Annotated in this window: 21 protein-coding genes and 1 pseudogene; 18 read left to right on the top strand and 4 right to left on the bottom strand. The window is 43.8% G+C overall.

The genetic code is table 11. The features are described 5' to 3' along the window. The 13 genes and pseudogenes from AB4517_RS15185 to AB4517_RS15245 form a co-directional block, all read left to right on the top strand. Positions 1–137, top strand: a pseudogene (locus AB4517_RS15185) (prepilin peptidase); the annotation flags it as partial. A gap of 38 nt (positions 138–175) precedes the next feature. After that, positions 176–1,525, top strand: a complete 1,350-nt coding sequence (locus AB4517_RS15190; protein WP_372125730.1) for an AAA family ATPase — start codon at positions 176–178, stop codon at positions 1,523–1,525. After that, a complete protein-coding gene (cpaB, locus tag AB4517_RS15195; RefSeq protein WP_136973751.1) occupies positions 1,518–2,267 on the top strand; it encodes a Flp pilus assembly protein CpaB in 750 nt (249 codons plus the stop codon). The genes AB4517_RS15190 and cpaB overlap by 8 nt, the downstream gene beginning before the upstream one ends. An 8-nt stretch (positions 2,268–2,275) precedes the next feature. Further along, positions 2,276–3,730 (top strand): type II and III secretion system protein family protein, encoded by a 1,455-nt coding sequence (locus AB4517_RS15200; RefSeq protein ID WP_372125727.1) that lies wholly within the window; start codon positions 2,276–2,278, stop codon positions 3,728–3,730. Continuing rightward, the gene (locus AB4517_RS15205; RefSeq protein WP_017080025.1) at positions 3,693–3,989 is read left to right on the top strand and encodes a hypothetical protein; all 297 of its coding nucleotides are present in this window, start codon (positions 3,693–3,695) and stop codon (positions 3,987–3,989) included. Before AB4517_RS15200 ends, AB4517_RS15205 begins: the two co-directional genes overlap by 38 nt. Before the next feature lie 16 nt (positions 3,990–4,005). Continuing rightward, complete coding sequence (locus AB4517_RS15210; protein WP_017080026.1) at positions 4,006–5,274, top strand: TadE/TadG family type IV pilus assembly protein; 1,269 nt, start codon at positions 4,006–4,008, stop codon at positions 5,272–5,274. 2 nt (positions 5,275–5,276) lie between these two features. Continuing rightward, the gene (locus tag AB4517_RS15215) at positions 5,277–5,705 is read left to right on the top strand and encodes a TadE/TadG family type IV pilus assembly protein (RefSeq protein WP_372148567.1); all 429 of its coding nucleotides are present in this window, start codon (positions 5,277–5,279) and stop codon (positions 5,703–5,705) included. Next, positions 5,705–6,190 (top strand): TadE/TadG family type IV pilus assembly protein, encoded by a 486-nt coding sequence (locus AB4517_RS15220; protein ID WP_029222738.1) that lies wholly within the window; start codon positions 5,705–5,707, stop codon positions 6,188–6,190. Before AB4517_RS15215 ends, AB4517_RS15220 begins: the two co-directional genes overlap by 1 nt. A gap of 24 nt (positions 6,191–6,214) precedes the next feature. Next, a complete protein-coding gene (locus tag AB4517_RS15225; RefSeq protein ID WP_102398355.1) occupies positions 6,215–7,435 on the top strand; it encodes an AAA family ATPase in 1,221 nt (406 codons plus the stop codon). 33 nt (positions 7,436–7,468) lie between these two features. Continuing rightward, the gene (locus AB4517_RS15230; RefSeq protein ID WP_004734450.1) at positions 7,469–8,917 is read left to right on the top strand and encodes a CpaF family protein; all 1,449 of its coding nucleotides are present in this window, start codon (positions 7,469–7,471) and stop codon (positions 8,915–8,917) included. 9 nt (positions 8,918–8,926) lie between these two features. Continuing rightward, a complete protein-coding gene (locus AB4517_RS15235) occupies positions 8,927–9,892 on the top strand; it encodes a type II secretion system F family protein (protein WP_017080030.1) in 966 nt (321 codons plus the stop codon). Between the two features lie 3 nt (positions 9,893–9,895). Beyond that, entirely contained in the window at positions 9,896–10,867 is a 972-nt protein-coding gene (locus AB4517_RS15240) for a type II secretion system F family protein (RefSeq protein ID WP_123301045.1), read from the top strand. Then, positions 10,864–11,880 carry a tetratricopeptide repeat protein gene (locus AB4517_RS15245; RefSeq protein WP_372125721.1) on the top strand — a complete coding sequence of 339 codons (1,017 nt, stop codon included), beginning with the start codon at positions 10,864–10,866 and terminating at the stop codon, positions 11,878–11,880. Before AB4517_RS15240 ends, AB4517_RS15245 begins: the two co-directional genes overlap by 4 nt. Positions 11,881–11,993: 113 nt before the next feature. On the opposite strand, the gene chrA is transcribed toward AB4517_RS15245, so the two are convergent. After that, complete coding sequence (chrA, locus tag AB4517_RS15250) at positions 11,994–13,139, bottom strand: chromate efflux transporter (RefSeq protein WP_372148569.1); 1,146 nt, start codon at positions 13,137–13,139, stop codon at positions 11,994–11,996. A 101-nt stretch (positions 13,140–13,240) separates the two neighbouring features. On the opposite strand from chrA, the gene AB4517_RS15255 reads away from it, so the two are divergent. Then, positions 13,241–14,167, top strand: coding sequence for a LysR family transcriptional regulator (locus AB4517_RS15255; protein ID WP_372148570.1), 927 nt, complete (start codon positions 13,241–13,243; stop codon positions 14,165–14,167). Between the two features lie 233 nt (positions 14,168–14,400). On the opposite strand, the gene AB4517_RS15260 is transcribed toward AB4517_RS15255, so the two are convergent. Continuing rightward, complete coding sequence (locus AB4517_RS15260; RefSeq protein ID WP_372130978.1) at positions 14,401–15,474, bottom strand: LacI family DNA-binding transcriptional regulator; 1,074 nt, start codon at positions 15,472–15,474, stop codon at positions 14,401–14,403. A gap of 250 nt (positions 15,475–15,724) precedes the next feature. Between AB4517_RS15260 and AB4517_RS15265 the strand changes: the two genes are divergently transcribed. Then, positions 15,725–17,827: an alpha-galactosidase gene (locus AB4517_RS15265; RefSeq protein ID WP_372130980.1), complete on the top strand. Its 2,103-nt coding sequence runs from the start codon at positions 15,725–15,727 to the stop codon at positions 17,825–17,827. 102 nt (positions 17,828–17,929) lie between these two features. Next, a complete protein-coding gene (locus AB4517_RS15270) occupies positions 17,930–19,624 on the top strand; it encodes a solute:sodium symporter family transporter (protein WP_372128707.1) in 1,695 nt (564 codons plus the stop codon). A gap of 93 nt (positions 19,625–19,717) precedes the next feature. Here the strand turns inward: AB4517_RS15270 and AB4517_RS15275 are convergent, their stop codons facing one another. Both AB4517_RS15275 and AB4517_RS15280 read right to left on the bottom strand, forming a co-directional pair. Further along, positions 19,718–21,058 (bottom strand): MATE family efflux transporter, encoded by a 1,341-nt coding sequence (locus AB4517_RS15275; RefSeq protein WP_372128705.1) that lies wholly within the window; start codon positions 21,056–21,058, stop codon positions 19,718–19,720. A 278-nt stretch (positions 21,059–21,336) separates the two neighbouring features. After that, positions 21,337–22,419, bottom strand: coding sequence for an ABC transporter ATP-binding protein (locus AB4517_RS15280; RefSeq protein WP_372128703.1), 1,083 nt, complete (start codon positions 22,417–22,419; stop codon positions 21,337–21,339). Between the two features lie 296 nt (positions 22,420–22,715). On the opposite strand from AB4517_RS15280, the gene AB4517_RS15285 reads away from it, so the two are divergent. Together AB4517_RS15285 and AB4517_RS15290 are read left to right on the top strand one after the other, a co-directional pair. Further along, entirely contained in the window at positions 22,716–23,636 is a 921-nt protein-coding gene (locus AB4517_RS15285; protein WP_050619981.1) for a carbohydrate ABC transporter permease, read from the top strand. Next, on the top strand, positions 23,636–24,487 hold the full coding sequence (locus tag AB4517_RS15290; protein ID WP_050644910.1) for a carbohydrate ABC transporter permease: 852 nt from the start codon (positions 23,636–23,638) through the stop codon (positions 24,485–24,487). Before AB4517_RS15285 ends, AB4517_RS15290 begins: the two co-directional genes overlap by 1 nt. Positions 24,488–24,493: the final 6 nt, after the last annotated feature.

A 24,493-nucleotide genomic window follows, 5' to 3' on the forward strand; every position in this document is an offset into this window, starting at 1 on the left:
GTTTAGGGCTTCAAGGGGGAACGTTGAATTTGAATCCAACCAATAATCAAGTAAATACTAGATATAAAGAAAAAATAACGATGCCTTTTGCACCTTCTGTTGTTATCGGTTTAGCGATGTATAGTTATTTTACTTAAAAGTGTTGTTGGCTAGTTCTAATGGAGAGGAATAATATATGGATATTATAGGACATACTGATCCAACAACATTAAAACCTCAAATATCTGCTCCAACCGTACCAACATCTATTGATATGCTAGGTGTTCCTGAGGTCGTTATTGAAAACCTTGTGTTGAAGCACCTGTCAGCTTATCCGAAGTCGGATGTTTTAGAGCTCTCTAACTACTTGTGTGTTGTGACACATATTGTTGAAAGTGCGTTGGCTGTGTTGAGAAAAAAGTCATTGATTGAAGTTTTTCAACCAACCAACAATCTTTCTCTCTCATCAGCATCTCATAGTCACGTCCGCTATTCTCTTTCTGAGAAAGGGCTTGAAGATGCTGATCTAGCTTTTAAACGAGATGCGTATTTAGGTCCTGCTCCAGTTTCGCTTGCTCAATATAGTGATGTGGTCAAACAGCAAGACCTGAGAGCAGAGTTAGTGACTCGGCCACATGTCGAAGCTGCTCTGGATGATGTATATGGTGTCGATAAAATGATTTCGGTATTGGGGCCTGCAATTAATTCGGGGCGTGCCTTATTACTGTATGGGCATGCGGGGACGGGTAAAACATTTGTAGCGTCGCGCATTGTCAATGCGCTGCATACGTCGGTTTTCATTCCTTATGCCGTTTATGCGTTGGGCAATATCATTAAGGTGTTTTCTGCACAGCATCATAAACCGCTGGATAGTAACGGCAGCGATCAAAGTATCTCCCTCAAAGATCAATACGACAAGCGTTGGCTTAATTGTGAAAGACCAAATATCCAGGTTGGGGGAGAACTGACTATGGATATGCTCGAGGTTAATCATTCAGAGAACAGTCGCGTTTGGTTAGCGCCTGTACAAATGATGGCAAACAATGGGATTTTTATCATTGATGACCTGGGTCGTCAGCCCATGCCGGTGGATGCACTTCTTAACCGTTGGATTGTTCCTATGGAGTACTCATTCGACTATTTGTCGTTGCCCAATGGTCAGCAGATAACGATGCCATTTGTTCTAACGCTAGCTTTTTCTACCAATCTAAATCCCAAGAAAATAAGCGACCCTGCATTTCTACGTCGTTTAGGTTACAAAATTGAATTCAAGCCGCTGAATCAGCGAGATTATGAAGCTTTATGGATGAGCGTCGTCGCTGAAAAAGAGATGGAGCTTCAAGATGGTTTCTTTGAGCGTTTGTCTCAAATGCACACGCTTCTTAAGGTGCCACTTTTCCCCTGTTTGCCGAAAGATCTCGTTGGTATAAGCAAAGACATTCTTTCGTTTGAGCAACTCCCACCTGTTATCACATTCGATATTCTTTCCATGGCATGGGAAGTCTATTTTACCTCTGATGGACACGAGGAAGAGAATAATGAATAAGAGTCAAGTTTTCCTACTGTTTTTACTGTCCGTAGTATTCGGCTTAGCGGCTGTATTTTTTGCTAAGCAGTGGATGGATGATCAAGTTCAGCCAACCGTTGAAGTTGAAACGGTCGAGCGTCACCCCGTTGTTGTCGCATCACAAGAAATTGAAGCCGGAACCATTATCGAGGATCAGTTTTTAACCACCAGGTTGATGGAAGTTGATTGGATTAATGAAAATAACTATTCGGATAAAGCAGAGCTGATTGGCAAGGTTGTTGCGAATACTGTCTATGCGGGAGAGGTGCTTCACAAGTTACGATTTACTGTACCAGGAGAAGGGTCAACGCTTGCAGCTCTTATCCCTGAAAATAAACGTGCGGTAACGATACGTGTTGATGATGTTATTGGTGTGGCGGGTTTCTTATTACCGGGTAACAAGGTTGATATTCTCAATACCGTTTCTTACGGAAAAAATTCTGCCACGACTCAAACAGTATTAAAAGACATCAAGGTTTTGGCTGTCGACCAAACGGCTAAGACGAATGAAAACAGTCCAATTATTGTACGAGCGGTAACACTTGAGATGACGCCGAAAGAGGCAGAGAAACTTCTCACGGCTAAAAGCAAGGGCGATATTCAGCTGACTTTGAGAAACCCACATGAAGTTGAGAAAAAAGTGGTTCGTCGATATGTGCCTAGACCAAGTGTCACCATTATCAAAGGTACAGAAACATCTAATGTGCGCGTCAAGGATTGAGGTGAAATATGAGAATATTAATTGCGTGTGTTTTGAGCCTGATTTGTATTTCGACGGCCAGTGTTGCGGCGTTACAAACGGGAAAAACAGTCACGGTTCCACATCATAAATCTACGCATGTCGTGCTGTCGGGAAAAGCGGCGAAGGTTTCTCTTGGTGATCCTGAAGTTTTAGATATTGTAATTTTAAAATCAAATGAAGTGTTTTTAATTGGTAAAAAATTAGGTGCGACAAACCTAATGGCTTGGGACTCTCGAGGTCGGTTAATTGAGTCTATTAACATTGAGGTTACTCATGATCTTAATAGCCTCAAAGCTAAATTATATGAGTTCCTTCCAGATGAAACTATCGAAGTCCACAGCGCACAGAATCGTTTGTTGTTGAGTGGTCAGGTGAGTAATCAACAACAAATGAATGTCGCGATGCGAATTGCAGAAACGTATTCATCTGGGCAAACCGCTGACAAATCAAATGAAAGTGGTAGCGAGCAAGCCGCTGCTACCGGTGTTATCAATTTGATGTCCATTGGCGGGGCTCAACAAGTCATGTTAGAGGTGACGGTTGCCGAGGTGCAAAGAAGCTTGGTGAGAAAGTTTGATGCAAACTTCCACTTCTTCCAAACCAGTGGGTCTGACTTTTCTTGGGGGGCGTCTTCAGTCCCTGCTGGTGTGTTAGGTGCAACCCCAATTTTCAATATTCCTACCTCTACCGATTACGGCATTTTAGGTTCTTTCATTGATAGTAATACATTGTTTACTTTCGCACTGGACGTAGCAAAACAAAACGGGGTCGCTAAGGTATTGGCTGAACCGAACTTAACCGCATTAAGTGGTTCTAAGGCTGAGTTTTTAGCTGGTGGGGAGTTTCCAATTCCAGTGCCTGATGAGGATGGTATTACGATTGAGTACAAAGAGTATGGTGTGGGTTTAAAGTTCATCCCAACGGTACTCAGTGACAAAAAAATCAACCTAAACTTAGCGGTTGATGTGAGTGAAATTGCCAATAGTAGCTCGTTAACGATTGATCCTGGTACTACCAATGCGACTTACTTTATCCCTCCAATTACACGAAGAAGTGCGTCATCGACGCTTGAGTTAGCCGACGGTCAGACCATCGGTATTGCGGGGTTGTTGAGTGAGAATGTTAGGGACATCAGTAACAAGATGCCAGGCTTTGGCGATGTGCCGATTTTAGGTCAGCTTTTCAATAGCCAAGAATATGTGTCTGGTGAAACAGAGTTGGTCATTCTTGTTACGCCTCGACTCGCCAAACCGGTGGATAGAAGTAAAGTAACACTGCCAACTGATGCTTTTGTTGACCCTAATGACTTGGAGTATTACTTATTGGGCCGAGGCGCTTACATAGCTGAACCGTCTGAATCTGATTCAGAGCAATCTCAAGCTTCACAGGATATATCACCGACCGATGGTGGTAGCGAAGGCTCATTTGGGCATGATTTATAAGGGGATAGATATGACTAAAATAATGATGATCTTTCTCGCAATGTTATTAGTTGGCTGTGCGAACGATGCTCGTTTAGGGCATTCGGTAGCACTAGTGAAAACAGAGCAAACGTATAACCCTAATGCTACCCAAGAGAATTTACTCGAAGTACCTGATGGTACAGGGGAGCGGATGCAGACTGGTTACGACAGATATGTTGGCAGAGGTGAAAACGAACTGTCCGGAAGTAGTAGCCAGATCTTAGAAGATTTTAACTAAATCTGGAGGTACTCATATGTTGTATCGAGTATCACAAAGCCCTAAAAAGCAACAAGGCTTAGTTGTGGTGATGATTACTGCTGCCTTGTTGGTTTTTCTAGCTGTCTCAGCGCTAGCTATAGACATAAACCATATGGTTGTAAATAAAACGCGCTTACAAAATGCAGTTGATTCTGCAGCGCTGGCTGCCGCAACCATATTAGACAATAGCAAAGATAAAGACGCGGTAGACGCGGAAGTCGGTACGGCGCTCAATGCTATGGCGGCTTCAACAGGGAACCAAGAAATTGATTTTTCGACCGCTTCTATAAGCATTGATTATTCGAATGACCCACAGGATTTTACTGGCACGGCGACGTTCGGTGCAAGTGATGATGTTTATGTGCGAGTTCGCGTGGATGCACTAGAGATGGATGAATTTTTCATTCATATGTTTGGTCTTGATAAGGCAGTATCGGCAAGTGCCGTTGCTGGGCCAAGCTCAGGGCAAGAAGTCGTTAATAACGTTGTACCCATTGGCGTATGTATTGGTGATGGCACTTCGGATAACGATATTGATCCTGAAGATGGTTTTCACGATGACACCGGTGAGGTAATAACCAATGTGTTTGGTTATGAGGTCGGTACCGTTCATGCTCTTAAGGTAGGGGATAACAAACTATCTGAAATGGGTAATGGTAATTATCACCTATTAGACTTTGGCTCTGGTGGTAAAACCGTCAAAGAGGGCTTAGGTGGGAATTATAGTTATCCTGTAGCGATTGGTGACAATATAACCACTAAACCAGGTGGCACGGTTGGTCCCACAGGCGATGGCCTGAATACTCGTTTTGGTGATTATGGTGGTGGCTTATCTGCATCAGATTATCCTTCAGATTATGTAACCACAGAACCTACCAACGAAATAACGATTGATGCCGGTACGGGAGAGATCGACTCTGACGGAAGTTATACCTACGCTCAATATGAGTCAGAGACTAACGCCTGTATAGCAAGCGGAGGTTCAGGGTGTGCATCTAATGGTGTGGCTTGGCGAAGAATTTTACCGATTCCTATGGTTGATTGCTCAGGTAAAAGTGGTGGTGCAACCGACTTTACCGTAAACAAAATTGGCTGTTTTTTCTTGTTGCAAAAAGCACCAACTAATAACTCAGGTACACCCGCCGTTTTTGGTGAGTTTATCCACTCTTGCAGTGTTGCTGGTGGTTCTGGTAGTACAACGTCGACAACGGAAGGGACTTATAAGATTGTTTTGTATAAGGACCCCAATAGTGGGGAGTCTTGATCATGAAGCAATCTAATCAATTTCAACAGGGGTTTGTTGCTGTAGAGATGGTCATTGTGACTCCCGTCTTATTGTTTTTTCTAGTTTTAGTTCTAGAGCTTGGCAATGTTCTGGTTCACTACAATGTGATATCGAAGTCAGTACAAAATGGCGCTCGTTATGCGGTTAGTGAAGTATATGGAACCATTGGTGGAACCATCGCATCGACGTCTGAAATTCAGAATGTCGTGGTCTATGGTCAGAACAGCGCGGGGACAGCTGTACTATCTTCATTGACGACATCGGATGTGACGGTAACCCCGCCTTCAGGCGACAGTTATGTACGAGTTAGTGTGACGTATGATTATGTTCCACTTTTCTTGTCTATTCCTTTTTCGAATGAGAGTTTTGCTGTTCCATTAAGTGTGACTTCAGTGATGAGGGTGCTGTGATGACAAGGCTTAAAAGACGAATTGAAGGGCTGGCCATTATTGAGTTCACTCTGGTCTCATCGCTAATTTTTCTACTTCTCTTTCTCATTTTAGCGTTGGGTGCCTATATATTTTCGCTACAAATGGTTAGTGAAGCGACTAGGAAGGCGGCTCGGTTAGCGACGGTATGTTACGTCCTAGATAGAGACAATATTGCAGGAATGGTGGTGGATGATATTCCTCTTGTTGGATTTACTAATGCGAACTTAGAAGTGGCTTACTTAGACGCGAGCGGGGGAGAGGTTGCTTCTGATTTTGAAGCGAACTTTGGCACCATTAAGTTTGTGCGTGCTAGGGCTACGGGTTATGGCATTCAGTTAATCAGTAACCTAAGCTTTCTAGGAGTGAATGGATTTCTTGCTGCCCCTGCGTTTGAAACAATATTACCAGCTGAAAGCTTAGGTGTGGTTAGGGCGGACTCTGAAAAAAGGAATCGGTGTCCATAAGTTATTTATTACGGGAGTAGCGGTATGGGGGAAGCGATCAAAATAACGCCGAATGAAAACGATAAAGATATGACGCGTTTAAGAACGAATCTAAAGGTTTGGTTAGTCTACAGTACTGACGGCTTTCATTCGCATATGAGTAAAGAACTAAAAAAATGCCGAAATGTTCATGTAACGTCGTTTTCTCTTGCGGCAATGAGTGAGGAATACCTAAAAAGTGCAGATGTCCCAGAGCTTATTTTCGTTGAAGCTAATGGGAATTGGGCTCAAAAAATGGTTGAGTTGCAAGGGTATGATTTGTCTTTAGAAGACAAGGATTTGTCTTTAGTTGTGCTTGGTGATGAAAGTGATAACGGATCACTAAAAATAGCACTTCGTTTAGGGGCATCAGATTTTTTGTCTCATAATGTGACTCTATCGGACTTACTTCCATTATTGAAGAAAACCGCTTCCGAAAAACTTGAGAACTCCAGTTACGGAGAGTTTATCTTGTTTTTGAATACCAAAGGAGGGATGGGGGCAACTACCTTGGCTTTAAATACTGCCATTGAGATGGCGACTCAACATCCTAATGAAGTTCTTTTACTTGATATCGATCTCCAGTTTGGCGTGATTCCAGACTATTTGAACATAGTTCCGACTTATAGCGTTTCTGATGCGATCAACAGTTCTAATGATTTGGATGAAATGTCTTTGGGATCTTTGGTAAATAAACACGAATCAGGTCTCCATGTTCTAAGCTTTAAACATGAAAATAACGCTGATGATTTCGAGCAGGCTCAGAAAATTGGCAGATTACTTCCAATTCTGCGTCGTTTCTACCCTTATGTGATCATTGACCTGTCTAGAGGCTTAGATCACGTATTTGCATCAGCAATATCACCCGCGACTAAAGTACTTTTGGTTTTGCAACAGAGCTTAGTGTCAGTAAAAAACACAAGCCGACTAATTAAATCTCTGAAGTTTGAGTACGGCTTACAAAGTGACTCAATAGAGGTCATTCTCAACCGTTATGAAAAGCGACATTCAATTAAGTTGAAAGACATTGAGCAAGCAGTGGGTAACCACGACATACACCTTATGCCAAATGATTTTAAAGTCGCGCTAGAGAGTGCCAACTTGGGGCAGCCGTTAGTTCAGTCGAGAAAAAAAAGCTCTATTACTCGCTCTATCATCGACTTATCTCATGTTCTTTCACCACCGGAGCAGGAAGAGAAAGGGTGGCTGAAAAAGTTGTTTTCATAATGAGTTGATGAAAAGTAAACACGAGGGATTGTGATGTTCTTTAAACGAAAAAATGTAAATCCAGAGTTTGAAAAAAAAGTAGAACAGATTTCGCATGATTCAGAAGATGCCAATCCTGTTGAACGTTTATCAAGTGTTGAGACGTCCAGTCACTCTCGGACAGAAGCGAGCGTTGAAAAGGAGAAAGCGATCGATGAAGCTCGAAAAGTACTGGAGCAAGAATTATCAATCAAACACTTCTTTCACAAGCAGTTGCTTGAAACGTTAGACTTAGGGTTACTTTCTAGCTTGGAGAAAGAGCGCGCCAAGCTAGATTTGCATGAAGCTATCGTTCAGTTGATGGCTGATGATGGTAGTCATGCACTCAGCGCAGAAGGTCGTAAGCGGGTCATCAAACAGATAGAAGATGAAGTTTTTGGTCTTGGTCCGTTGGAGCCCTTATTAGCTGATCAAACTGTATCGGATATATTGGTCAACGGCCCTAAAAGTGTTTATGTGGAGCGACGGGGTAAACTCGAAAAAACGCCCTATACTTTTCTTGATGATCGCCATTTAAGAAACATTATTGACCGTATCGTCAGTCAGGTTGGTCGTCGTATCGATGAAGCATCACCTATGGTAGATGCCCGCTTAGTTGATGGTTCCCGTGTTAATGCGATTATCCCGCCTCTCGCACTCGATGGCCCTTCCGTTTCGATCCGTCGTTTTGCTGTCGATCGTCTGACCATGGATAACTTAATTGGTTACGACTCAGTCTCGCCTCAGATGGCTAAATTTGTGGAGGCTGCCGTGAAAGGTGAGCTGAATATCTTGATTTCAGGAGGGACGGGGTCAGGGAAAACAACCACACTGAATATCTTTTCTGGTTTCATTCCGCGAGACCAGCGAATTATTACCATAGAAGACTCGGCAGAATTACAACTGCAACAACCACATGTTATTCGTCTCGAAACCCGCCCTGCTAACCTAGAAGGGAAGGGAGAAATCAGCCAGCGCGAATTGGTTAAAAATACCTTGCGTATGCGACCAGACCGAATCGTGGTTGGGGAGGTGCGTGGTAGCGAAGCCGTTGACATGCTAGCGGCGATGAATACGGGTCATGATGGTTCACTGGCTACCATTCACGCGAATACCCCCCGTGATGCCTTGAGTCGTGTTGAAAACATGTTCTCGATGGCAGGGTGGAACATATCAACCAAAAACTTACGAGCTCAAATTGCTTCGGCTATCCACCTCGTCGTACAGATGGAGCGACAAGAAGATGGTAAGCGTCGTATGGTGAGTATCCAAGAGATCAACGGCATGGAAGGTGAGGTGATTACGATGTCGGAAATATTCCGTTTTCAGCGTAAAGGTATTGATGAAGACGGCAATATTATCGGTTATTTCACAGCAACGGGGGTTGTGCCTCAATACCATGACCAGTTAGTCAAACGTGGACTCGACCTGCCTTTCGAGCTCTTTAGTGAGACCAAAGGTTAAGGAGGGAATATGGACAATGTAAGCGTTTCATTAGCCCTATTATTTATCGCAGTACTTTTTATTTCACAGGCGTTGTTATTACCTGCTGCCGGTAAGAAAGCGAAACATAAAGAGTTGTCTCGCCGCTTAAAAGAAACGCAGCGTAATATCGATGCAGAGAGTTTGTCATTACTTAAGGAACACTATAACAAAGAGCTTTCTCCGCTGGATCGTAAGCTCATCGTTATTCCTTTCTTCGCTGGCTTGAAAAAAATGTTGGAACTTGCCGGTATGAAAGTGACGTTAAGCCGGTTCTTACTTGTTGTTTCTCTTTGCGCCGTAATACTCTCATTGATATCGATAATGACCAACCAAGTATGGTTCCTTACTGTCGCGGCATTCATTTTTGTTTGGGTTATCGCCTATCTATTTGTGCAAAATCGAGTGACCTACCGAATGGCTCGATTTGAAGAACAGCTTCCTGAGGCTTTAGATATTATTCGACGTGCATTACAAGCAGGACAACCCCTCGTTCAATCATTTAACGAGGTTGGCGAAGAACTTCCAGATCCAATCGGTGTTGAATTTAAAAATACCTATAACCTGCTTAATTATGGTTATGACTTACGTTTGGCGATTCTACAAATGACAGAACGAGTACCAACCGTCTCAATGTTGGCATTTTCTAGTGCTGTAATGTTGCAAAAAGAGACTGGGGGTAACCTCTCTGAGAATCTGCAAAAGGTATCTGAAGTACTTAGAGCACGTTTTAAACTGGAAAGGAAAGTCAGAACGCTCTCTGCTGAAAGTCGTTTATCAGCATGGATCTTAACGTTATCTCCTTTTGGTTTGTTTTTCGCATTAAGGGTCGCTAGTCCTGAGTATATCGAGCCACTCTATAAAGATCCCCGCGGCCTATCCATGGTGAGTGTCGGTATTGTTCTTTTGGCTATCGGAGCCTTGTGGATTAAAAAGATCATCAGCATAGAGATATAACCTATGGAATTATTAAATATTGAAGTTTGGAAGCAGATGTTAGCAGACTTTGGAGTTAGCTCTCAGATGGTTATCTATTCGATGATTTTGCTTACAACAGTGTTGTTAACGCTAACGCTTGGATTTCTTTTTTTAGGAGCTCGTTCTCCCTTGGACAAAAAACTGAGACAGATATCAGAAGATGGGGCACCTACCGGCAGAAAACCATACGACTTCTCGAATACGTTAGAATCATTAAGCCCTTTTATAAGTAAAGGTAATAAAAAAGATAATGAAACTTACTCAGAAAAGTTGATGCATGCAGGGTTTCATGAGAAGAGCTCGTTATCGGTTTTCTATGCGTTGAAGGTTTTATCTAGCTTAATAGGTATCGTCGCGGGCTTTATGGTTTATTACATAGCGTTAGGCGGAGAGTATAATAAATTACTCATCATGACCTGTGTTTTTCTTGGCACATTCACACCTAATATTATTCTAAGTAAGCTGCAAAAAGAGCGTCAGAAAAAAATCAGAAACGGCGTCCCTGATGCGCTTGATCTTCTTGTTGTATGTACTGAGTCCGGATTGGGCTTTAATGCAGCTCTTGGACGTGTTGCATCAGAGCTCTATGTCTCTCAGCCGGAACTTGCGGATGAACTAGAGACTGTGTTTGCTAAAATTCAAGCGGGCGTCACTATGCCTGATGCGCTTAGGCAGCTTATCGAACGAACTGGTTTAGTTGAATTGGAAGGCTTGGTTTCTTTGCTTTCTCATGCATCGAGAATGGGCGGAAGTTTAGCGCAAACGCTCCGTGACTATACTGAAGATTTTAGAGATAAGCGTCAGCAAGCCGCTGAAGAAATCGCGGCGAAAATACCGACTAAAATGTTATTCCCCATGTTGATATTTATTTGGCCTTGTTTTTTCATTGTTGCACTTGGCCCTGGACTCTTGATCGTAATGGACGCATTAAGTGCGCCGGGAGCAAGTTTATGATGTTATACAATAAGTTTCTTCTACTACTATTGCCCATTTTGCTACTTGGTTGTGCATCTTCTGACGAACCAACCAACCAATTTGATGCCGAATTGTATTCGGGTAAACCAATCGATAGTTTGACTAGTGATGATCCACCGCTAAATGAAAAAGAAGCAATTATGCGCGGTGACATTGCTCTGCGAGACAACAATATAGACTTGGCGTTGTATGAATACATACGCTCTTTGTCTTTCCCTGAAAAAGAGTTTCACGATAAAACTCTGTTCACTATTGGCCAAATACATTCGTCTCGCGGTAACTATGCGTTGGCCGAGAAAGCTTACCTTGCAGCGCTAGATTTTAACCCCGCTCACACTGAAGTTTTGGAGCAGTTAGGCGTTCTATACACCAAACAACGTCGTACAGATGAAGGACGGAGTTATTTCTTTAAAGCGATTAATTCAGACCAAGTTCGCTTGAAAAGCAGTGAAACGACTAAAAATTACCAAGCGTTAAGCCAAAGTGAAGTTGCTGGCTTGAAGGTGGATAGCATGTCGCCAGCACTCGCTTATATGGGAATTGGGGTATTGGAGGATGTTGAAGGTAAGCATCAAATAGCTCAAGAGTATTTTAAAAAGTCGCTCACTATCGATAAAACCTCAGTAAAAGCCTTGTTGAACATGGGCTACTCCCATTACATGTATGGCAACTACAAAGAAGCGTATCAATACACTCGTTCGGCGTTAGAGATTGAGCCTAACAATGAGAAAGCTCAGAATAACCTTGCCCTTATTTACTTAGCTTCCGGCGATGTGAAAAAGGCGATCAACGTTTTTATGCGTCATATGGATGCTCCCGAAGCGTTGAATAATGTCGGGTATTTTTTAATTCTCCAAGGTCGACCTGATGAAGCGATTCCTTATCTTCAACAAGCGATCGATAAAAAGCCGTCTTACTACAAAATTGCTAATGAGAACCTAAATAGAGCGTTGGCAGAGGTAAGGGAAATGAAAGCCAGCACCCCGATATAACGCCCTATCAAGTTAAGTCATTCTAAATAAGATAGCCCCTGATGAGTTTCCTGATCAGGGGCTATTATTTGTAACTCAGTTTAGTATCTAAAGTTGGGTATCTAAGTGCTTAATTATAAATAGTTAAGCATCGCACCAGCGGCGATAAAGGTACCCACTAAACCTACAATCGGCATCTTAATTGTTTTCAATAACCACACACCAACAATGATCAGAGCGAAGTCTATGCCGCTGCTTACTGCGCTTGTGAAGATCGGTTGATATAGCGCTGCCAACAATAAACCGACAACCGCCGCATTCACACCAGTAAGAGCGCCAGCCACTAAAGGTTTGCTTGCAATCGCCTGCCAGTTTTTCAACACACCGAGTAGTAATAAGAAGCCCGGTAAGAACACAGCAATCGTTGCGAGTAGTGCGCCTGTGATCGGTGCCGATGGCATTAATACATAGCCTAGGTATGTCGCTAAGGTAAACATAGGACCAGGTACAGCCTGTGCTGCAGCATAGCCCGTTAGGAACGCATCTTGGGATAGTTGGTCACTAATACCATTCTGCAACAATGGAAGTACCACATGACCGCCACCGAATACTAAGCTGCCAGCTTGATAGAACAGACCAAATACTTCAATACCTTGAGAGTATGCACTGAATAGAGGCAGACCAACCAGTAAAGCAACGAAAATCACGAGTGGTGTTAACGATATCTTGTGCGTCGAAGGTACTGTTTTTAATTCGTGTGAGGTTAAGAACTTACTGCCAACCATAGCAGCAAACAATAGAACTAATACCTGAGGCCAGATCCCAGGAATTAAAAGCAGAACAATCGCGGTGATCACACACAGTGCTGTTGCTATCTTTGATTGGCAAAAGTTTTTGTACATGCCAAATGTGGCATCAGCAACCACCACCACTGCGAGTAGCTTCAAACCGTGAATGATTGAATTAAACAGAGGTGCTTCCAATAGTTGATTGCTCACCAAAGCTAATATCAACATTAAGATGACAGACGGGGAAGTAAAGCCGATAAACGCAGCAATCGCACCCGTTAAGCCACCTCTTTTGTAGCCAACCGCAAAGCCAACTTGGCTTGAACCTGGGCCGGGTAGAAATTGACTAAGCGCGACAATTTGCCCGTACTCTTCATCAGATAGCCAATTAAGCTTCTCAACAAAGGTTTTACGGAAGTAGCCAATGTGCGCAGCTGGCCCACCAAAGCTAATCCAGCCAAGCCAGAAAAATGTTTTAAAAATTGAAAGCATGATCGATTCCAGATAAATGTTTAGCGTAATTTATGGTGACTTGCACTATGATTCAAATTAATTGTTTTAATTATAACTATTAATGAAATAGGTTCTTCTGGATGGCTGATTTTAACTGGAAAGGTATCGATCTTAACTTATTGATAGCTCTGCAAGCGTTATACAAAACGAACAGTGTAAGTAAAGCGGCTGAGCGCTGTTATGTCAGTCAGTCTGCAATGAGTCATAGCCTTCAACGACTTCGAAAGTTGTTTGATGATCCTCTGTTTGAGCGGGTGGGTAGCAAGATGGAGGCAACCGACCGAGCCATTGAACTATCAAGTACCGTGGACGCGCTACTGAATACCATCCAGTCTGAAGTTCTGTTATCTAAATCGTTTGATGCAGAGACTTATAAAGGGACTTGGAAGATTGGTCTCACTGATTATGCCGAGCAGATGTTCGCTCCAATATTGTTTGACCTGATTAAGCAATCCTCTCCTTATTCCCAAGTAGCGTTGTTCAATGTAAACCGGAGTAACTACCAGCAAGTCTTTGACGATGCCAAGCTTGATATGACGATAGGCAGCTTTGGTGAGGTACCAAAGCAATATCGAACAAAGCATTTGTATACGGAGCGACATGTTTGTTTACTTGATCAATCGGTTCTATCCATTGAGGAGCCGATGTCGCTAGAACAATTTGTTGCTGTCGAGCACGCGCTTGTTTCCCCTGCAGGGGCTTTAAAGACGGGAGTGGACACTCGTTTAGGTGAACTCGGTTTAAGCCGGAAAGTCGCGATATCTTCCAGTAACTTTTTAACTGTTAAACGACTCATTCGTGGCAGAGAACTATTGTGTATTGTCCCCAAGCTAGTCGCGCGCAAGGATATTGATAGTGAAGAAACCTTACTAGCGGTGAAGCCACCTATTGATGTTCCAGATTTTGATATCCAGCTTGTTTATAGAAAGGCAAAGCATTTAGATGATAAAAATAAACTACTTAGAAAGTTGATTACTAATGCGATCTCATCTGTGATTTCCGAATAGTTTATTGTGTCGGTTAATCGTCAAATTCATATGAATTAATTTTAGAAAAATCCGGTTTATTATAAGAACCCGACTATACTTAATTTACGACTCAAGGCAGTCGTAAAGAATAGGCTTTTTGATTTACTTAAGTAAAAAAATTGGTTATATCCTCATGATATAGCTTAAAAAACTACCAGGCTAAACGGACTTAGTTGGTCTTAAAGCGCTAGCTCCCCCTAGCGCTTTTTCTTTTATGTCGATTCTGGCAAAAGGGTCTGAATTCTTTTCAGCAGTTGCTCGATCTCTTGTTTTTCATAGTGAGCCGTCACCTTAGGTTGGCTGCTTTCTCTTGGGAGTAATGCAGTTTCGATATGGTGCTGCAGTAAAGCATCTTGTGAGTTAGCGTTGAGCTTCTCTGCAAGTACCACAGCTTGTCGACCAATCGTGGTGAAGTCTTGTTTGATGGTGGTCAGTGGTGGATTAAAAAACGCACTGTCCTCGATGCCATCAAAGCCGACGACCGCAACCTTGTCAGGGACTGGAATCTGCAGTTCTTGCAGTGCGCGTAAAACCCCTAATGCCATTTGATCACTGGCGACCAACACAGCATCAAATGGGATTTGTTTCGCAACGGCGTCTCGAATGCCAAGGTAGCCACTTTCCGCTTGCCAGTTTCCTTGATGTTGAAACTGTACCTGACAGTTTGCATCTGATAGCACACCCAACCAACTCTGAAGACGGATTTGTGAGGCACTGGATTCGTTAGGCCCGCTGATCAACAAGTATTCAGAGCGACCATTTTCAATAAGATGCTGAGCCGCCAGCTTTGCGCCCTCGGCGTGATCGCCGCATATATAGTTAACTTGGCTGTTAGAAGGGACATCAATGAAGATGAGGTTCAAGTGTTGATATTGTTCTACCAGCAATTCGGCGTCTGCACTCTTTAAAGGCACATTGAGAATGATGCTGTCGATCTGTTGAGCCATCAGTTCACGAATAGCCTCGCGGGTGTTGGTGAGGTTCGGTTCGGATACTACAGAAAAAGCGGTGCCATACCCCATATCGTGAGCCTGCATTCGTACACCGTTAGCGATCATTGCGGCGCCATGCAGTGCCATATCGAGCGTCACTAACCCTATGCTGGTGGACTTGGAACGGCTGAGCATTTGAGCCCCTTTATTGGGCACATATCCAAGCTTCTTTATCGCAGCATTCACTTTGTTTCGAGTGGATTCTGCGACATCTTGCGAACCGTTCGTCACCCTTGATACTGTTTGAGTCGATACGCCAGCCAGCTTCGCCACATCTTTAAAAGTTACACTCATCACACCGTCCATCGAATATTCCCGTCGTTCGATGAGCTTATTCAATTTAGCGAAATGAAACTCTGCTCCCTTTCAAAAAAATGTCATTTGAAACATTAAATATGTTTCCGGAAACAGTCGATCTTGTGCAAATTTTAGCAACGAATAAGTGTTTTTAGATCACGTTATTTAGCCTTTTTAGTACTAATTTCAGTCTTCAAGTTCACTATTAATTTTAGTTTATGTTTACGAAAACAATATGAGATTGGCTATGAGCGAATTTATTCATCTAACAAGTAAAAACCACAGTTTGATCATCAAATCGGGCCGTACTCCAGAGGTTCTTCACTGGGGCGCAAAGATCGCCAGTATTGATGAAGATCTTTTGTTATCAACCGAGAGACCGATCTCTCAAGCACGCCTTGATGTCGATGTACCGCTTTCTCTTTGTCCTGAATTGGGTAGCGGTCATTTTAATGCGCCGGGAATAGAAGGGCATCGTGATGGTTTTGATTGGGCACCCGTTTTTAATACCGTCCGCGTGGAAGCTCAGGTTCAGCAAGCCACTTTTGTTCTAGAAGACACCGTGTCTAAGCTTGAATTGACGGTTGAAATTAAACTGGATTACGAATCGGATGTGGTTCAAAAGCGCATCACAGTAACCAACAAAGGGGGCAGTAAATACTATTTAAATAAGCTGTCATCAACGTTGCCGCTGCCAAACCACGCCAATGAATTGATGACGTTCCATGGTCGTTGGTGTCATGAGTTCCAAACGCAACGTCAGCGTTTTGAGCATGGTGGCTTCATGCAAGAGAACCGTCGCGGCCGTACTTCACATGAAAACTTCCCTGGCATGTTTGCAGGAACGCAAGGTTTCTCAGAACAGAATGGTTTGGTGTGGGGCTTCCATTTAGGTTGGAGTGGTAACCACCAAATGCGTGCTGATGTTCGCAGTGATGGCCGCCGCTTTGTACAAGCGGGAGAGTTATTGCTAGCGGGTGAATCGATTCTAGAACCAGAGGCAACTTACCAGACACCTTGGCTCTATGGCTGTTACAGCAATTCTGGTTTGAACGGTATTGCTCAACGTTTTCAGCAGTTTGTTCGTGACAACATTATTCAATTCCCTACCGATAAACCTCGCCCAGTGCACTTGAATACTTGGGAGGGTATCTACTTCGACCATAAACCGGAATACATTATGCGGATGGCAACGGAAGCCAGCGCGATGGGTGTTGAACGATTCATTATTGATGATGGTTGGTTTATTGGTCGTGATGGTGAACGAACGGCATTAGGCGATTGGTACCTCGATGAAGTGAAATACCCAAATGGCTTAGAACCTGTGATTGAACACGTTAACCAACAGGGGATGGAGTTCGGGTTGTGGGTTGAACCTGAGATGGTCAGCCAAGACTCAAACCTATACCGTAACCACCCTGATTGGGTGCTTGGTTTGCAAGGTTATCATCAACCCTCTGGTCGTTGGCAGTATGTTTTAGACTTGCAGAATGAAGCGTGTTTTGACTACTTGTTCTCTCGCCTTGATACGCTTCTGACTACGTACAATATCGGTTACTTTAAGTGGGATATGAACCGTGAATTAGTTCAGCCGGGCCACCAAGGTAAGGCGGCGGTGCATGGTCAAACTCAAGCCTTGTATCGTCTCGTTGATCAACTGAATCAAGCACACCCTAAGGTCGAGATTGAATCTTGCTCATCAGGCGGTGGTCGCATTGATTTTGAAATCCTTAAAAGAACACATCGATTCTGGGCATCCGATTGTAACGATGCATTGGAACGACAAGCCATTCAAAAAGGCATGAGCTACTTCTTCCCACCAGAAGTTATGGGTGCGCACATTGGCCCTGCTGAGTGCCATTCAACCAATCGTCGTCACAGTATCAATATGCGTGGTGTCACCGCTTTGATGGGGCACATGGGCGTTGAACTTGACCCGGTTAAAGAGTCGCAACAAGAGAAGCAAGCTTTCTCTCACTACATCTCTCTGCATAAGCAGTTCCGCCATATTTTGCACTCAGGTCGTAGTTTCCGCATGGATCCCGCGGACAAAAACCAGAACATCTATGGGGTGCAGAATGATGATGAAATGCTGATCACCGTGTGTCAGTTGGCCATGCCTGAATACGCTCTGCCATCACCACTTCGTATTAGCTGCGTGGAAGACAGTGCGCTGTATCAAGTGAAGTTAGTGGAGATGCCACAAACCAGTTTCCAACTCATGAAGCAACGCCCTCAATGGTTAGATAAAACTCTGACTTTAAGCGGCGATAACCTCAAAGAGATTGGATTGACCTTACCTATTCTCGACCCAGAGTCTGCCTTGATTGTGCATCTAAAAAAGATGTGAATCTCTGACTCTGAGTACCCCTACAAATAAAAATCTAAATATAAAAATTATAATCGGCAGCGAGGTATTGCTGCCGCAATAACTCAACTTAAGGAAAACAAAATGTCTATTACCGTTCTGTTGTCATTTTTGTTATTTACTGGGTTTGTAGTCGCGTTTACCTACAACAAAGTGAAAAATGACAAAAACACCTCACAAGATGGTTTCTTTCTTGGCGGAAGAAGCTTAACCGGTGGCTTAATTGCCAGCTCACTTATCTTAACGAACTTGAGTGCCACCAGTTTCGTGGGCATGAGCGCACAATCTTACACCCACAACATGAGTGTCATGGGTTGGGAAGTGGCTTCTGGTGTCACCTTGGTGATTATTGCTTTAATGTTAGTTCCTCGTTATTTGAAACAAGGTATCACCACCATTCCTGATTTCTTAGAGAGCCGCTACGACATGTCGGTGAAGAAGTTTGTGACGTTACTTTTCTTGTGCCAATACGTGATCAACATTTTGCCTACCACACTTTACGCGGGCGCCGTTGTTTTGGGTGAAATCTTCGATGTTCAGGCCCTGCTTAATATTTCAGAGTTTAGCTCAATCGCGCTTATTTCGGCGACGATTGGTCTACTTGGCTTCTTTTACGCAATTTATGGTGGCCTGAAAGCGGTTGTGATTGCAGATACCATTAATGGCGTAGGCTTGATTGTTGGCGGCATGATGATCCCTGTGTTTGGTTTGATGGTACTGGGCGAAGGTAGCTTTGGTGCTGGCTTAGATATTCTGCTTTATGCCGCGCCAGAGAAGCTTCAATCGGTGGGTACAGAAAGCGATCCACTGCCGTTCTCAACATTGTTTACTGGTCTGCTTTTGGTGAACTTGTACTACTGGGGTACTGATCAATCCATTATTCAACGCGCATTAGGTGCTAAAAACCTGAAAGAAGGTCAGAAAGGTGTAATCCTTGCCGGTGCGATTAAGGTTATCTCTCCGCTGTTCTTGATCATTCCAGGCATCATCGCTTTCCACATGTTTGGTGCTGATGCGGGCAACCCAGACACCATGTACACCCGTTTAGTTAATGAAGTTTTGCCTAAGCCGCTGGTGGGTTTCTTCGTTGCGGTGATGTTTGGTGCGATTTTGAGTACCTTTAATGGTGTGTTGAACAGCTCAACGACTCTGTTTGCGTTGAACGTGTATAAGCCGCTATTTGGACAAGGTAAAACAGACGAAGAGCTAGTGGATAAAGGGCGTATTTTTGGTGTTGTGATTGCGATTATCTCGGTATGTATCGCACCATTCATCATGTACGCACCAGAAGGTCTTTTCCAATACCTTCAAATGGTGGCGGGGTTCTTCAGTGTGCCAATCTTTACTATCGTGTTTGTCGGCTATGTATCTAAACGTGTACCCGCTGTAGCGGCGAAAGTGGCGTTGGTGGTGTTTGTAAGTTCATACGCAGCAATGCAGCTAGTATTTAAAACACCGATTCACTTCCTACATCAATTAGCGATTCTATTCGTAGTATGTACCGCGTTGATGTTCATCATTGGTTACTTTATGCCGCGTGAATCTGAGTACGTGATGCCAGTCAATGAGAATATTGATGTGACACCTTGGGAGTTCCGTTTCGAGGCTTCGGCTATTATTCTTTACATGGTGCTTGGTGCTTACGTTATGTTCTCGGATGTGGGTTTTGTATCGGACGATCCAACCATCATGCAAGTTTATGGCGTGTGTGGCATTGTTATGTTGCTCGGTATTTTTGGACGACTAGCAAAGCGAAAGAAAGCACTTGCGACCGCGTAGATGAGTTCGGGTAATTAAAAACGAAAACGCCGCTCTTTGGAAATAGGAGCGGCGTTTTTCGATCTTGTGAAGATAAATGGAAGGCTAAAAAGTCTAAAAAGAGAATCGAGTCCATTTCTTAGCTCGCCAGCGATAGGCCATGATGATTCCACGGACCCATTCGTCCATCGCGATTGCCATCCAAGCACCCAATACGCCATAACCCCAATGCACGCCAAGCAAATAGCTCATGGCAACCCCAATGCCCCACATGCTGAGAATGCCCATTTTGATCGGGAATTTAATGTCGCCAGCAGCCTTTAGACAAGAGATAAAGATCAGGTTAAATACTCGACCAGCTTCAAGAATGATGGAACCTGCAATCAGTGCAGCCGTTAGCGCAATGATCTCTGGATCTTGCGTGAACAGATCGAGAATTTCGAAACGGAACACATAAACCATGCAGGTAATCGCAGTTGAGGCGATAAAGCCAACCACAAAGTAACGTTGCACGCGCTTGGTGATCTCGTCGATCCAACCCTTACCAATGTAATAGCCTGTTTGGATTTGGCTGCCTTGACCAATTGCCAGTGCAAATGCAAAAGAGAGACGAGCGATGTTTTGTGCGTAAGTAAACGCAGCCAGTGAAGATGTGCCCATCTGTACCACGAAGAAGGTAATGCTGATCTGAGCCATGTTATAAGAGAGCACTTCTCCTGCGTTCATCGAGCCGATCTTAATGATTTTTTGATAGATGGCTTTAGGCACAGATTTAAACTGCTTCACTGGTAGATCAATCCCTTTGCTTCTGACCACACCAATCAAGATCAACATCCCGATCACTTGGCTAATGACGGTCGCGGTCGCAACCCCTTGCACGCCGTATACTGGCAAACCAAAAGGTTGATATAAGGCGCAGTAGTTACCGAATACGTTGATAACGCCTGCAATCATGTTGATCACCATCGGTGACTTTGAATAGCCATGACTGCGCAAAATAGTGGTGAGAACCACACCTATGGTTACATTGAAGGTGAGAGCACCACTGATGAACAGGTATTCTTGCGCGTACTGTTCGACTTGAGGTTCGAGTTGATAAAGCGGGATAAAATATTCAGCAACAAGAACGGCAATCACACTCAGTAGCACACCGGCAATAATGGCCAGAATGATGCTCGCTACGCCCACGTGAGCGCTCTCTTGAGTGCGAGAGGCACCATTGTATTGCGCGATTAAAATACCCGTACCACTGCTGACCATGGTCGAGACAATGATCAGGAAAAAGGATATCTGAGAAATAACACCAACGGCAGACACGGCTTTGTCCGAGTATCCCGATAACATGAATACATCACTGGTGTTGAGTGCGGTTCTTAAAAGAACTTCGATAAAAATTGGCCAGGTGAGCGCAACGATTCCCATACGTTTATTTAGGGTGGAATCAGCATTAGGCATTTAGGTTTTCTCAAAAAAGGGGTAGGCGACACTATAGTTTAGCGATTATTTAGTAAACGACTATCAAATTAATGTCCGGAAGGCTAATAAGGATAAATAAAATTCGAATAAGTCTTCATAACCCAATATTTCAGTGAGAGTGATGAAATTTTTGAGTGGGATTTCATAGACATTTAGAGGAACAGAATGGAAGCAAGTGGTTGCTTGAAACGAACGGAAAGTGAGTTTGAAAAGTGGCAAAGCTAGCGACATCGAGCTAGCTCTACCGTTTTTAAAGTCTAGTTAATTCGTTGCCCTTGATCATCGAATAGGTGGCAATCTTTTGAGGAGAAACTCAGTTCAAGCGATTGGTATCGAGTCACCTCTTGGTCTCCTGGTAGGTGCACCTTAAAGCTATCCACGCCACAAGACTGGCCAAACATATAAGTGCTGTTCCCTAGTCGCTCGACCACCTCACTTTGAAATTCAATGGTGATATCGGAGCCGCTGTTAATCTCTAAATGTTCAGGTCGAATGCCCAGCGTGATGCTTTGTCCCTCTTTTAATCCATCACTTGGTAAGGGGAGGGTAATTTGGCTGACACCGTTAACAGCGAGTTGGGCGTACGTTTCTGAGGTGCTGTTAACAACACACGGTAAGAAATTCATTTTCGGTGAGCCAATAAAGCCAGCCACAAATTCATTTTGTGGAGAGTGGTATAGATCGAGTGGAGAACCGACTTGTTCAACACGACCATCTCTTAATACCACGATCTTGTCTGCAAGCGTCATGGCTTCGACTTGATCGTGCGTGACATAAATCATGGTATTTTGCAGATCTTGGTGCAATTTGGCGATTTGTAAGCGCATATCGACGCGAAGTTCAGCATCGAGGTTCGAGAGCGGTTCATCGAATAAGAATACGCGAGGGTTGCGAACTATTGCTCGGCCGATCGCTACACGTTGACGCTGCCCACCCGAGAGCTCCTTTGGTTTACGTTTCAATAAAGGTTCTAGTTGGAGCGTCTTTGCCGCACTGGTGACTTGCTTTTCAACGACTTCCTTCGCTACGCCATTCATTTTCAGGCCAAAGCCCATGTTTTCTTCCACGGTCATGTGTGGGTAGAGTGCGTAGGATTGAAATACCATCGCGACACCACGCTCAGCAGGATCGACATCGTTAACAAGATCGTCTCCAATATGAATCTCGCCTTCAGTGATTTCTTCTAAGCCAGCAACTAAGCGTAAGAGGGTTGATTTTCCGCAACCTGATGGTCCAACGAATACGACGAATTCGCCATTATTTATTTCTAGATCAACACCATGGATGGTCTGTATATCACCATATCGTTTGATGACCTTTTTTAAGCTGATATCAGCCATGCTCTCTCCTTGCTTCGTTGGACTACATCTCTTTGCCTTTAAAACATACGCTTTCATCAGAAATTTGTTAGGTGCCTCGCATGATTTATTGATCATTGTCATATAAATCCCGCGATCTATACTGATTTTTGTGAAAACGTTTACATAAATAAAACATAACTGTGCGTAATGTTATCAATAAGCCTAATATTTGAACGTAATCATTATAAATGCTGAGCTACTGATTGGGATTTATAAATTCAGATGGAAGTTAACCAAGTAGTAAACCAAGCTTTTAATACAAGGAGTTTTGGGAAATGGAGCAATCTGTGAAAACGATATACCCAGAAAATCGCACCCCATCAGCGAAGAAGAAAAGGCGCATCAGTTCCAAGGTCTCGCCTTGGCTGTTCTTGGCACCAGCCATCGCTATCTTCTCTCTCTATGTTATCTATCCCATATTGGACAGTATTTGGCTGAGCTTCTTTGAATGGGATGGATTAGGTGAAAAGGAGTGGGTGGGGCTTGAGAACTACCGTGAGCTTTTTGACTCAGATGCTTTTTATACTTCGTTAACGAATAACTTCCTTTGGTTGATCTTTTTTATGCTTGCGCCACCCTGTGGCTTGGCGATTGCCCTTTTCCTCAACCAACAAGTGAAAGGCATTCGTGTCGTAAAATCTCTGTTTTTCTTCCCATTCGTTATTTCTCAAGTGGTGGTAGGCCTCGTATTTGCTTGGTTCTATGACCCCTCTTTTGGCCTTTTCAATATTGCACTCGGGTCGCTTGGCTTCGAGCCAATTTCGATACTTGCTGATGAAGACTATGTGACCTATGGAATCATCGCTGCCGGCTTATGGCCTCAGATCTCTTATTGCATGATCTTATATTTAACGGGGCTGAATAACCTCGATCCTGAGCAGTTAGAAGCGGCTCGACTTGATGGTGCAAAGAAGTGGCGCATGTTGTGGTATGTGGTGCTTCCACAGTTAAGACCGGCGACTTTTATCGCCGTGGTTGTCACCGTGATTGGTGCTCTGCGTTCATTTGATTTAGTGGCGACCATGACGGCAGGCGGCCCTTGGGGCAGCTCGACAGTACTTGCGTACCAGATGTATGAAGAGTCTATTTTTAACTATCGAATGGGTTATGGTGCAGCGGTCTCTGTGGTGCTATTTCTGATTATGGATATCTATATCGCTTACTTCTTGTGGCGCATGTTAAGGAGTGAAAAATAATGTTTCCGCAACCAATTCAAAAAGCCGGTCGCTTTACTAATATCAGCTATCGAGTCGCGTTACCTATCTCGATCGTGATGTGGTTATTACCACTTATCGCCGTAATGATGACCTCGATTCGTTCGATGGAAGACATCAACAAAGGTAACTACTGGGGCTGGCCGAGTGAGATTCAGTTCATTGAAAACTACACTCAAGTATTTACCTCGACGTCGATGGGGCAGTACCTCATCAATAGTTTGATCATCACATTGCCAGCGGTTGCTGGTGCCGTGGCGTTATCTACGCTGGCTGGTTATGCCTTGGCTAAATACAACTTCAAAGCCAATGTGTGGATTTTTGCGATGTTTATCGCGGGTAACTTTGTTCCGTTCCAAATTTTGATGATTCCAGTCCGTGATTTAACGATTGGACTCGGTTTATACGACACTCACTGGGCATTGATTTTTTTCCATATCGCTTTCCAAGCCGGTTTTTGTACCTTGTTCATGCGTAACTTTATTGTCGGGATCCCTGATGCCCTGATCGAAGCAGCGCGTGTTGAAGGGGTGAGTGAATGGAAAATATTCTGGCATGTCGTACTCCCTCTGGTTCGCCCTGCTTTAGCGGCGTTAGCCGTATTGGTGTTTACCTTTATTTGGAACGATTTCTTCTGGGCTCTAGTTCTGGTTCAGAGTGATGACGTTCGTCCTGTAACTGCGGGTTTGAGCTCACTTCAAGGCCAATGGCTGGCGTCTTGGCAGTTTATGTCGGCGGGTGCAGTGGTCGCGGCTATCCCACCGGTAGTGCTGTTCTTTACCATGCAAAAGCACTTTATCGCAGGCCTGACATTGGGTGCGACTAAAGGGTAAATCACG

It is taken from the genome of Vibrio sp. 10N.222.52.C3, from assembly GCF_041474195.1.
Taxonomy (GTDB): domain Bacteria; phylum Pseudomonadota; class Gammaproteobacteria; order Enterobacterales; family Vibrionaceae; genus Vibrio; species Vibrio crassostreae_C.